General features: G+C 34.0%; 13 protein-coding genes. 10 read left to right on the top strand and 3 right to left on the bottom strand.

Features of this window, described 5'->3' with window-relative positions; genetic code table 11:
- A partial coding sequence (locus ABFR62_10200) for an EF-hand domain-containing protein (GenBank protein MEN8138789.1) occupies positions 1-438 on the bottom strand: 438 nt, incomplete at its 3' end.
- A 476-nt stretch (positions 439-914) separates the two neighbouring features.
- On the opposite strand from ABFR62_10200, the gene ABFR62_10205 reads away from it, so the two are divergent.
- The 4 genes from ABFR62_10205 (at position 915) to ABFR62_10220 (ending at position 3,682) form a co-directional block, all read left to right on the top strand.
- Positions 915-2,108 (top strand): hypothetical protein, encoded by a 1,194-nt coding sequence (locus ABFR62_10205; protein MEN8138790.1) that lies wholly within the window; start codon positions 915-917, stop codon positions 2,106-2,108.
- Positions 2,109-2,230: 122 nt separating this feature from the next.
- Positions 2,231-2,443, top strand: coding sequence for a DUF2892 domain-containing protein (locus ABFR62_10210; protein MEN8138791.1), 213 nt, complete (start codon positions 2,231-2,233; stop codon positions 2,441-2,443).
- A gap of 239 nt (positions 2,444-2,682) precedes the next feature.
- Complete coding sequence (locus ABFR62_10215; GenBank protein ID MEN8138792.1) at positions 2,683-3,192, top strand: FMN-binding protein; 510 nt, start codon at positions 2,683-2,685, stop codon at positions 3,190-3,192.
- Entirely contained in the window at positions 3,185-3,682 is a 498-nt protein-coding gene (locus ABFR62_10220) for a hypothetical protein (protein MEN8138793.1), read from the top strand. Before ABFR62_10215 ends, ABFR62_10220 begins: the two co-directional genes overlap by 8 nt.
- Before the next feature lie 20 nt (positions 3,683-3,702).
- Here ABFR62_10220 and ABFR62_10225 read toward each other — a convergent pair whose 3' ends face one another.
- Together ABFR62_10225 and ABFR62_10230 are read right to left on the bottom strand one after the other, a co-directional pair.
- A complete protein-coding gene (locus ABFR62_10225) occupies positions 3,703-4,362 on the bottom strand; it encodes a nucleotidyl transferase AbiEii/AbiGii toxin family protein (protein MEN8138794.1) in 660 nt (219 codons plus the stop codon).
- Complete coding sequence (locus ABFR62_10230; protein MEN8138795.1) at positions 4,341-4,619, bottom strand: hypothetical protein; 279 nt, start codon at positions 4,617-4,619, stop codon at positions 4,341-4,343. Before ABFR62_10230 ends, ABFR62_10225 begins: the two co-directional genes overlap by 22 nt.
- Before the next feature lie 382 nt (positions 4,620-5,001).
- On the opposite strand from ABFR62_10230, the gene ABFR62_10235 reads away from it, so the two are divergent.
- The 6 genes from ABFR62_10235 to ABFR62_10260 all read left to right on the top strand — a co-directional run.
- Positions 5,002-6,855 (top strand): NAD(P)/FAD-dependent oxidoreductase, encoded by a 1,854-nt coding sequence (locus tag ABFR62_10235; GenBank protein ID MEN8138796.1) that lies wholly within the window; start codon positions 5,002-5,004, stop codon positions 6,853-6,855.
- A gap of 144 nt (positions 6,856-6,999) precedes the next feature.
- Positions 7,000-8,079 (top strand): linear amide C-N hydrolase, encoded by a 1,080-nt coding sequence (locus tag ABFR62_10240; GenBank protein MEN8138797.1) that lies wholly within the window; start codon positions 7,000-7,002, stop codon positions 8,077-8,079.
- Positions 8,080-8,240: 161 nt separating this feature from the next.
- On the top strand, positions 8,241-8,573 hold the full coding sequence (locus ABFR62_10245) for an antibiotic biosynthesis monooxygenase (protein ID MEN8138798.1): 333 nt from the start codon (positions 8,241-8,243) through the stop codon (positions 8,571-8,573).
- Between the two features lie 138 nt (positions 8,574-8,711).
- Positions 8,712-9,311 carry a Crp/Fnr family transcriptional regulator gene (locus tag ABFR62_10250; GenBank protein MEN8138799.1) on the top strand — a complete coding sequence of 200 codons (600 nt, stop codon included), beginning with the start codon at positions 8,712-8,714 and terminating at the stop codon, positions 9,309-9,311.
- Between the two features lie 79 nt (positions 9,312-9,390).
- Complete coding sequence (locus ABFR62_10255; protein ID MEN8138800.1) at positions 9,391-10,197, top strand: SDR family oxidoreductase; 807 nt, start codon at positions 9,391-9,393, stop codon at positions 10,195-10,197.
- A gap of 24 nt (positions 10,198-10,221) precedes the next feature.
- Positions 10,222-11,411, top strand: a 1,190-nt coding sequence (locus ABFR62_10260) for an aldehyde dehydrogenase family protein (GenBank protein ID MEN8138801.1), incomplete at its 3' end; no start/stop codon positions are given.

Consider the following 11,411-nt stretch of genomic DNA (forward strand, 5'->3'; position numbering starts at 1 on the left):
TTCACTAACAAAACCGTCTTTGTCTATATCGTAAGATTCAAAGCTTGGCTGATTCTGTGCCATTGCATTTTGACGCCCTTGTCCGTTGCCTTGTCCGTTGCCTCGTCCGTTTCTGCGACCCTGGTTTCTCCCCTGACCTCTTCCCTGTCTGTTCGGACTGAACTTGCTGAATTCTTCCTGACTAACTTCATTGTTCGAATCGATATCAATATCAGCAAACGAAATATTCTGTATTCTCATACCGCGTCCGTTAGTTTTCTCCATTTGATTTTCTCTGGCGGTGTTGAATTCTGATTCGGTTACTTTTCCGTCTTTGTTTGCATCAAGTGTTGAGAAGCTAATCATTTGTCTGCCCCTACCCTGCTGTTGTGCATTTGTGTAGTTTGCGAAGAAAGTCATAGCTAAAACCAATGCCGAAATTTTGAATGTATTTTTCATTTTATATATATTTTTGTTTTTGTAAATAATTATAATGCAAATGTAAACAAGGACTACTCTACTCTTTATGTTCAATGCAATACTTAACATTACTTAAGACTTTTTTAACTCTGATTAACCATAATCGGAAAAAACTCAGTAAAATATATCTCAAACTGATAAGACTATTTAACTTCAAAATTCACAATTCAACATTTCTCAACTTATATTTCCACCGCCTCTCACATTATATACAAGCATAGCTAAACATCTTAACCAACTACAGCTTAACTTTATTTAGATTTATTTAAAATAACTTGTGTATATTAAAAACTCTGACTTATTTTGCAGAGTTATTTTAACTTAATCTAGTTTAATATAAAATGAAACGAGCATGAGAGCCAATTTCTCACAAAGGGGAATGACTATTTGCGAGTTCCATCCCTGCCTGCAAGACGCAGTCAGGCAGGTGACCAAAACATAAAAATTATAAACAGATGAAATACATTTACCTCATATTTATTTTCGCTATTCTATCAAACAGTGCAAATGCACAACTGACAAGCGGCACAACTTCTGATAAGAATAAAAACGCAGCTCAGAATATGCTTTCAGGTAATTTTAGCAAAGGAGTTACCATCGGTGGTTACGGACAGATAGATTACAACCAGCCATTGTATGATAACAAATCAGGAATGATGGATATTCACAGACTGGTATTACTTTTTGGTTACAAATTCTCGGAAAATGTACATTTTATTACCGAAATAGAACTGGAACATGTATCAGAAGTATATGTAGAACAGGCATTTTTGAACTATAAACTTAATGACTATATATCACTTAGAGGAGGTTTAATGCTTATTCCGATGGGATATGTAAACGAATATCACGAACCTACACAATACAATGGTGTTGAACGCCCCAACATCGATAAATATATCGTACCAACTACCTGGAGAGAAATAGGTGCCGGAGTTACAGGAAACATTGATGATATTTCTCTTTCCTATCAGGCTTACGTTTTCAATGGCTTCAACAGCTTTAACGATGGAGGAGTACTAAGAGGAAGTGACGGACTGCGAAAAGGCCGTCAAAAAGGAGCAGAATCGCTGTTTCAGAGAGCAAACTTCTCCACAAAAGTAAATTACTACGGAATTCAGGGGCTTAAAATGGGATTATCAGGTTATTTTGGTGAGACCAACTCCACACTGTTCGACGGTCTGGATAACTCTAATGAAACAGATATTGCAAAGGCTGATTCTTCAATTATCGGAGTTTCGATGGTAGGTTTTGATGCACAATACAACCTAAAGGGTTTCGAGGCTAAGACCCAGGTAATCTATTCAGGATTAAACAATACCGAAAAGTACAACGCAATGACCGGTAAAGATTTGGGCTCATCGATGTTCGGATACTACCTTGAGCTTGGTTATGATGTACTAAGTATATTTAAAGAAGATGCCGAACAACGTATTGTATTGTTCGGACGCTATGAAAAATACGACACACATAATTCTGTTGCCGATATAGAAATGAACAATGCCTATAACAGAACCGATATTACAATGGGAGTTTCATACCATGTAGCACAGGGCGCTGTATTGAAGGCAGATTACCAGCTCAGGGGTGATAAGGAAAGCAACAAGTATAATCCTAATTTGAATTTTGGCATTGGTATTTGGTTCTAAAAATCTTTGGAAAAAGAAAAGTTAAACAAATGCAAATGCCATCGAAATTTTATAGCGGTGACCCGGGTTACTACACAAACATAAAATATTCAGAACAATAGTAGAATTAAATTTTATTCGACATGAAAAAAAACATGGGAAGTGCTGATAGAATAATCAGAGTGCTTGTTGCGGCAATTATTGCAGTTTTATTTTACACAAATGTTATATCCGGTACATTGGGAATTGTACTGCTTATAATCGCAGGAGTATTTGTATTAACAAGCCTGCTTAAGTTTTGTCCTCTATATAGCATATTTGGTATAAAAACATGCCCGACTAAACAAAAAGTTTGATCCTTAAGTTATTGTGTATCAATTTTGCAGTATACAATCCAGAATAACTATAAGCATCTTTACTTATAATAGAGGTGCTTAAATTATAAATTAAGAATTGAAGTTTTTAAGGTGAGAACAGCGAACTATATTTCGCCCGGATGGATGCGTCAGCCTTTGTTTGGGATAGCTTGTGAGAATTATATTTTGGCGGCTGAGCTTTATACCAGATAAACATCAATAAAGAATAAATATATCTTATGAATTTATTATTTAAAACATTTTTTCTATCGGTTTTTATCATTGTATTATCATCATTCACATTAGATAATAAAGCAGATAAAAAATTAAGAAAGGACATTGAAAATTCTTTTGGCATAAGCGATATTGAATTTCTTCCGGTAGAGAATGTTGATGCCCCGGAAGGAGATAATGTATACACAGTTTCGGATAACAACGAAATATACGGATATGCATATCTGGGACAGGCCGACAGCCGGTCGGAGAAAATAGACTACTCAATTTTGTTCGACAAAAACTCAAATATAATTAAGGTAAATGTTATAAGATACAGAGAAAACTACGGTGGTGAAGTTGGCAGTAAAAGGTGGCTGAAACAATTTATAGGAAAAACAAATGGAGAAGATATGACCTTCAGAAATGATATCTCTGCAATTTCGGGAGCTACAATATCAGCCCGGTCAATGACTAAATCTATTGGAGAAGCATCTAAATTAGTTTCCTCCTTAAATGCTGATACAAATGAATAATAATTTCCAATTAAAAGGATTACTGTTGAAGTTTCCTCCACAGCTAAAAAAGCTCTTATTGTTTTTTGTTTCGGCTTTAATTTTTGGATTTGTAATGGGAATGGAAATAGTTTACGAAACCACAAACTTCAACTCTAAAGGCATAGAAGAAAATTTTCTGGGTAATGAAAACAATGAAGATGCAGAGACTCTGATCTTCAAAAAATCGCCACGCGAAATCAGAACTATGATACACAATCACGTATTATCGCTGTCTGTACTGTTTTTGGTATTTTCATTGCTAACCCTAATGAGCAGTCTGCCAAAAAACATTGCATATATCCTCGCAATTGAACCCTTTATTTCATTGTTTTTAACCTTTGGAGGGGTTTATTTCCTTTGGAAAGGTGTGATATTTATGAAGTACATAATTTTTGCTTCCGGTGTATTGATGAGTATAACTCTTATAGCGTCTCTTCTTTTTATCATCAAGGACTTATTGAAGAAGTAGAGGATTATCCTCTCTTTTTTTTATCTATTTTCTATGTTATTCTTATGATATAACTCTACTTCAGAAATGATCTTTTCTTTTACATCTTTCCAGGTTATTTCTGAGAACATCTTAGGCATAGGATCACTATCAGCCTCTGATATATTTGCCATTCCTATTAGAGCATCTTTATACTCTTCAAATACAAATCTTTGATGATTAAACTCTAACATTTCTTCTAGGCTAAAATCGTCAAGTAAATAATAAATATCAATAAAATCTTTTTTAGTTCTTCTTGATTTTACTGCGTTTAATTTCATGGCAGCAATATCTTTCAAAGTGGCCATTCTTATGCTATCAATTATTGTATATTCTTCTAAGAATGGATCTGTAGAGAAATTCATAACATCTATTTTTACATCATGATTATTTTCATAATCAGTATAATAAAAAGTAAATCCAAATGAATATTCCTGAATATCTAGTCTACCCTTACTGTATTTAGTTTTAAAGAGATTTTTTATTTCTTCTTGATTGAAGTCTGTATCTGTAAATAAATCAATATCATCCGAGGTTCTATGCCCTCTCATTAAAGATAATGCAGTACCCCCTACTAGTCTGAAATTATCAAGTAAAGGTTCTTGCATTAACTCTTCAATTAGAAATAATGTTTCTATCTCTACAGTGTTTTTGAATAACATTTAAACTTACTCTTTTTTGTATTAAAAACTATTGAAGCATAATTTAATATTCTATTCGATAGGTACCTTGCATTAATTAATTCATGTTTAATCTTTTCGTTGCCATAAAATTCATGAATCTCTTTTAATTCATCTATTGAACCTTTTTCATAAACTCTGGTAATAATGAATCCGGCATTCTTATTCCAATCAATATCATTGAAGTAAGTATCCCAGAAAACTATTTTCCTAATATTCGGATGAGATTGATTAATCATTTCTATTCTGACTAACGGTCTGACTATAATATATCAGTAAAACCAAGTTTATAAAATCATATACATCACAAAGTAACAAAATTTTAGCTTTGTAGACTTTTTTAAAGCAGAAAACTTATATAATTCACATACTCGAACATGAATTATACCAATAATGCTAATTTGGTGTCATTATTGGTATTATAGACCGGACAACTAAAAGCTTTACTTAAAACAAAGCATCCCAATATCTTCATATCTAGATAAAGATTAACTTCTTTTATGCTTTAAAACATAATTATTCTAAGTGCTTTTTTATAATATTGAATAGCAGCCTCATAGGCTTCTTTCCCCTAAAATTTTTGGAACTTATTTTCCAGAAAATATTATAAAAAAAAGAAACATGATATCCTTAAGAAACGAATTTATTATGGCTCCCGTAAAAACGGGATATAGCGATAAAAGCGGAATCGTCACAAAAAAACACCTTAACTTTTATTCTGCACGAAGCAAACATGTGGGGGCGGTAATTCCCGAACCTCTTTATCTGGATAAGGGACTTCGTGAACTTCCCACCCAGATGGGAATCGATGCTGATGATAAAATAGAAGGCCTTAAATCATTAACCGGCGAAATTCACAAACATGGAGCAAAAGCAATTGCCCACCTCAACCACCCGGGGCGAATGGCAAACCCGAAAATCCCTTACAACTATTTTGTTTCTTCTACAGCTAAAGCCTGCGAAAACGGAGGTGCTACACCCGTGGTTTTAGACAAAGACGGGGTGATAAAAGTTAAAACCCTCTTTGTAGAGGCAGCAATAAGAGCTGAAAAAGCAAATTTCGATTATCTTGAAATTCAGTTTGGCCTTGGATATCTCTTTGCGCAATTTATCTCAAAAGCGGTTAACGAACGTGAGGACGAATACGGAGGTTCATTTGCTAACAGAATAAAATTCCCTCTGGAGGTTCTTGAAGCAATTCAAAAGGCCACCAACCTGGATATTATTGCCCGAATTACGGGAGATGAAATGACCCCGAAGGGATTCAAAGCAGACGAAATGCAGGAATTTGCCAAAATACTGGAAGAAAAAGGGGTTTCGGCAATTCATGTCACAGCCGGAACAGCATGCTCTACTCCACCCTGGTATTTCCAGCACATGTTTGTACCAAAGGGAAAAACATGGCAACTTGCCGACAGTATCAGAGAAAAAATTAACATCCCCGTAATTTATGTAGGTCAGATCAATGAATTTGAAGACATTGAAAAGATAAAAAGCAAAGAAGGAAATAATTTCATTGCATTGGGACGACCTTTAATAAGCGACCCCGACTTTGTAGGCAAATATCTCGGTCAGGTAGACGGAAATATACGCCCCTGTATGGCCTGCAGCGAAGGATGTTTGGGCGGAGTGAAAAGCGGTAAAGGCTTAGGCTGTACCGTAAACCCATTGGTAGGTAAAGAAGATCTGTTAATCAATAAAACGTCAAAACCAAAAAATATCGCCATTGTTGGCGGCGGGCTGGCAGGGCTAACTGCTGCCATAACTCTAAAGCAGCGCGGTCACAAAGCAACCCTATTCGAAAAAGAAAAGCTTGGCGGACAGTTCAACCTTGCGTATTTGCCTCCACATAAGCAGTCCTTAAAGAAAATTGTCACTTATTACGAAAAAGAAATAAGAGATAATAAAATTGAGGTGATCAACAAAGAAGCCAAGGGAAAAGACTTAGACAAATACGATGAAATAATTATAGCCACAGGTTCTGTACCGGCAATTGCGCCAATAAACGGTCTGAAAGAATATTCCTGGGCCGAAATACTGGAGGAAAAAAATATTCCTGAAAACAAAAGGACTCTTGTAGTTGGTGGAGGTTTAATAGGTACCGAAGTGGCCAACAAACTGCTTTCGAAAGGCAACAAAGTTTTCCTTGTTGAAATGATGGATGAAGTTGCCCGCGGAATGGAGATGATAGAGAGAAAACTAACACTTATGGCTCTGCAAAATGATAATGTAGAAATATTTGTTAAAACAGCTGTCAAGAAAATTTCAGGAAAGGAAGTTATGATAGAGGGTGATAACTTCAGTAAGACTCTTGAAAATATCGACCATATTATCCTGGCTACAGGCATGAAACCACACAATCCAATCGGACAAAACGGATATGAAAAACCCATACATATTATTGGTGATGCGGATAAAGTTGGGAAAGCACAGGATGCGATTGAAAATGCATTTGAAACAGTTATAAATATTTAATAGGACTTAAACAGAATTTCCTAATCGGGATAACAGTACTTATTTATTACTGTTATCCCGATTATAAATGACAATATTAGTAACTTTAGTGAGGATATTATCCGATAGTATTTATTAAAAGAAGTGCTATAAAAAATAAGTGAGATGGATAAATCATCAACCAATAAAAACAAATTAGTACATGGACTGATTGCAATATCTCTTCTATTGGTTCCTTATTCGTTGCTCGCTTGTACTGCATTTGCAATAAAAAAGGACAAGCAAATATATCTGGCCAAAAATCTTGATTGGGAAATTAGCAATGGTATTGTTTTAGTTAACAAAAAGGGTGTTTACAAAACTGCATATTCTAAAAAGGCGAATAAACTAACATGGGTTTCTAAATATGGAAGTGTAACCTTCAATCAATTTGGTAAAGAATTCCCCTTAGGCGGGATGAATGAAAAAGGGCTGGTGATAGAAGAGCTAAACTCATGGGGCGAAACACCGAAAAGCGATAACAAATACGAACTGAACGAATTTCAATGGACTCAATTTTGCCTCGATAATTTTGCAAATACTGAAGAGCTTTTAACAACTATAGATAGTATAGTTATCGTTCCGTTATTTATTAATTTACATTATTTAATCTCAGATAGTAAGGGAAATATAGCTATTATAGAATTTTACAATGGTAAAACTTACATATACAAAGATGAGGATATTCCATATCCAGTTTTAAGCAATAATCATTATGAGAGTTCCCTTAAATACGTTAGTAATTTTAATGGTTTTGGGGGCAATATGGAAATAAGACCTGAAAATACATCCAATGACAGATTTGTAAAAGTGGCCTCCGTGATAAAAATGAAAGAACAAATGCTCTTAGATAAAAAAATAGTATTTAAAACTTTGGATTACGTTAGCCAGGAAGATACACAATGGAGTATTGTTTACGACATATCAAACAAATCAATTCACTTTAAAACATCACAAAACAAAACAATTAAGACAATTGAACTAAATGAATTTGACTTTACATGCAAGACTCTCACATCATTTATCGATATAAATAATGATGAAATTGTCATTGCTGAAACCAGTCTCAAAAAATTAGAACCAAATGATAATGAAAATTTGGTGATTGATGTTTTCGAAAAATACAAATACTATAATTTAGGAGAATTAAGCAAAGTCGAATTCCTGAAACTTGTTGAATATGGTAATTCTATTAGCTGTAAATAACAAATACTAACAAAAATATAGTGCATTTGGCAGTTAGTGCTAAAAATGAAGATCGTGTTTTAAATGAAAATAGTAGTAAATTGAAAATTTGGAGCGTTGAAATGCCAAATGAACATAACACTGTTACTTCAAACACATAATTGGAATTTTAAAATTATATTATGGATAATAAGTCGAAAATTATCAGAACCTGGAAAGGATGGACTACTATAGAAAATGCCCCTATCTACGAAGACATGCTTATTAATGAGGTATTTCCTGCTGTAAAAAAGAAAGGAGTGGATGGATTAGAGAAAGTCAGTATATCGATACAGAATAAAAAAGATGAAGTAGAATTCTTTTTGATTCTTCAATTCGATTCTCTTGATGCTGTAAAGACCTTTGCTGGCGAGAATTATGAAATAGCATATATCCCGGAAAATGCACAACGAGTATTATTGAGATATGAAGAAACAGCTCAACATTATGAATTTATAAAGGAATTAATCCTATAAGGAATGATGCCTTTTGCGTAGATTGTGCTTAATTGAAAGCTTCTGCTTTTTTACAATGTCGCAAAGCCATTTTTTGTATTATTGAATATAATATTCAATATATCTTTTATATGTATGAAAAAAGTAATCTAAAAAGCATTGAATAACAATATCGAAAATATTCGTAAGGTAATTTCAGATTATATTGAAATAAATGAGGAAGAATGGGACGATTACTCATCAATGTTTAGAGTAAAACACCTAAATAAAAAAGAGATTATCCTTAATGAAGGAAGTATATGCAGAGATGTGTTTTTTGTTGCCCGGGGTTTGTTAAGAGTTTATTTCGTAGATAATAAGGGTGATGAAAAAACCTTTCACTTTGCTTTGGAAAACACTTTTGCTACCGATTACGAGAGCTTCTTAAAAGGAATACCATCAAATTATTCCATTCAGGCTATGGAGGATACAACAGTAGTATTAATGTCCTTTGAAATGTTGAATAAAGGGTACCGGAAACTGAGATATGGCGAAAAACTTGGACGATTACTCGCTGAGGAATATTTTTTTATTTTTAATGATAAGATACAATCTATATATACCAAAACACCTATTGAAAGATATAGTGATATGAATATTAAATTCCCGAAAATTCTTCAACGCATACCACAACACTATATCGCATCTTACCTCAATGTTAGCTCTGTACATTTAAGTCGTTTAAAAAGTCACCCCGGGAATAATACCAATTTAAAATAAAACTGATAACATATGTTATTGCTGTAATTTACTGACTTACATAATTTTGCTCCGTTATTAATTTTAAATCATAGCACAAATGAAGCAATTAAAAAGTAAGACAATTTTAATAAGTGGTGGAGCATCCGGTATAGGTAAAATTATTTCCCGCTTAATGTTAGAGCGAAATGCAAAGGTGATAATTTGGGATATTAATCAACAAAAAATAGATGAAACTATATCTGAATTTTCAAAACTTGGCAATATTACCGGCTATAATGTAGATGTTTCTGATATTGAACAAATTCAATCCACTGCAAAAAAAATAAAACAGGAAATTGGTGTAGTTGATGTTGTAATAAATAATGCCGGAATAGTAGTTGGCAAATATTACCACGAACATTCAACAAGCAACATTATGCGAACAATGAATATCAACGCAAATGCGCCAATGTATGTTACAATGGAGTTTTTGGGGGATATGTTAAATCAAAACTCTGGGCATATCTGTAATATAGCATCTTCAGCAGGACTAATTTCAAATCCTAAAATGTCGGTTTACGCAGCAAGCAAATGGTCGGTGATAGGATGGTCTGACAGTCTGCGACTTGAGATGCTCCAAATGAAAAAAAACATTAAAGTAACTACCATAATGCCATATTATATTAACACAGGGATGTTTGATGGTGTAAAATCCAGAATTCCTATTCTTGAGCCGGAACCCGTAGCTCTAACAATAGTAAAAGCAATTGAAAAAGACAAAAAATTACTGTCAATACCCGGGTATATATACAGGGTTACACGATTGGGTCAGGCTTTTATGCCGATTAATCTATTCGACTGGTTTGCCGGCAGCGCACTGGGTATATATAAAACCATGGAGCATTTTACAGGTCATAAAAAGTAATAACTTTATCAAACAGCCATTATAATGACAGATACATCACAATATATAATAGAAAATAAGCTGAATAAACAAAGAGAATTCTTTGCGACAAACAAATCAAAAAGCATAGACTTTAGATTAGAGCAACTTCGTAAACTAAAAAAAGTAATTCTTCAAAATCAGGAGAAAATTGAGTCTGCACTATGGAAAGACCTGCATAAATCCCCGGAAGAAGCATATTTAACGGAGATTAGTATTGTTACGAAGGAAATAGACAATCATATAAGAAAATTAAAAAAATGGTCAAAGCCCAAGAGAGTTTCTACCCCACTCCATCTTTTGCCGTCATCGAGTAAAATAATATACGAACCCCTTGGCGTAGCTTTAATAGTAGCCCCATGGAATTATCCATTTCAGTTGTTAATAAATTCCTTAGTTGGCTCAATATCATCCGGTGGTTGTGCCGTTTTAAAACCTTCACCCGATGCTCCTACAGTTGCAAAAGTAATGGAAGAAATGATTTCTGAAACTTATAATAGTAATTACATAACAGTTTTACAGGGTGGTCGTAAAACAAATCAAATACTATTTAGTCAGCAATTCGATATAATATTTTTTACGGGGAGTTCAAAAGTAGGTAAAGTAGTAATAAAGGCCGCTGCCGAAAATTTAACACCGGTAGTTCTGGAATTAGGGGGAAAAAGTCCCTGTATTGTTGATGTGGATGCTAATATTGATATTGCTGCAAAACGCATTGCCTGGGGAAAACTTATAAACGCAGGACAAACCTGTATTGCTCCTGATTATCTTTTTGCACATGATTCTATTAAAAATGAGTTACTGGATAAAATTGAAATGTACATAAACAAGATGTATGGTAATAATATCAAAGAAAGCAGATTCTATCCGCGCATAGTAAATGGAGCTGCAATGAAGAGACTGGAAGGCATTTTGAAGCAGGGGAAAATACATTCCGGTGGAGAAGTTGATTTTAAACACAAATATATTTCTCCCACAATAATTGACAATGTTCAACCCGACTATCTGGTTATGCAGGATGAGATTTTTGGACCTGTCCTGCCGGTAATGACTTTCAGCAATATCGATGAAACTATCAATTACATAAATAAAAATGAAAAGCCATTAGCATTTTACTATTTTGGTAAAAACAAAAAAGCCAAAGAAGTTTTAATGAAAACAACATCGGGTGGAGTTTGTGTAAACGATACTCTAAT

This window comes from Bacteroidota bacterium, assembly GCA_039714315.1.
Lineage (GTDB): Bacteria > Bacteroidota > Bacteroidia > Flavobacteriales > JADGDT01 > JADGDT01.

Excerpts from the sequence above, each read along its gene's own strand:
- ABFR62_10235 (MEN8138796.1), top strand. The coding sequence starts at position 5,002 with ATGATATCCTTAAGAAACGAATTTATTATGGCTCCCGTAAAAACGGGA.
- ABFR62_10220 (MEN8138793.1), top strand. The coding sequence starts at position 3,185 with ATGAATAATAATTTCCAATTAAAAGGATTACTGTTGAAGTTTCCTCCA.
- ABFR62_10215 (MEN8138792.1), top strand. The coding sequence starts at position 2,683 with ATGAATTTATTATTTAAAACATTTTTTCTATCGGTTTTTATCATTGTA.
- ABFR62_10240 (MEN8138797.1), top strand. The coding sequence starts at position 7,000 with ATGGATAAATCATCAACCAATAAAAACAAATTAGTACATGGACTGATT.
- ABFR62_10210 (MEN8138791.1), top strand. The coding sequence starts at position 2,231 with ATGAAAAAAAACATGGGAAGTGCTGATAGAATAATCAGAGTGCTTGTT.
- ABFR62_10225 (MEN8138794.1), bottom strand. The coding sequence starts at position 4,362 with ATGTTATTCAAAAACACTGTAGAGATAGAAACATTATTTCTAATTGAA.
- ABFR62_10255 (MEN8138800.1), top strand. The coding sequence starts at position 9,391 with ATGAAGCAATTAAAAAGTAAGACAATTTTAATAAGTGGTGGAGCATCC.
- ABFR62_10230 (MEN8138795.1), bottom strand. The coding sequence starts at position 4,619 with ATGATTAATCAATCTCATCCGAATATTAGGAAAATAGTTTTCTGGGAT.
- ABFR62_10245 (MEN8138798.1), top strand. The coding sequence starts at position 8,241 with ATGGATAATAAGTCGAAAATTATCAGAACCTGGAAAGGATGGACTACT.
- ABFR62_10205 (MEN8138790.1), top strand. The coding sequence starts at position 915 with ATGAAATACATTTACCTCATATTTATTTTCGCTATTCTATCAAACAGT.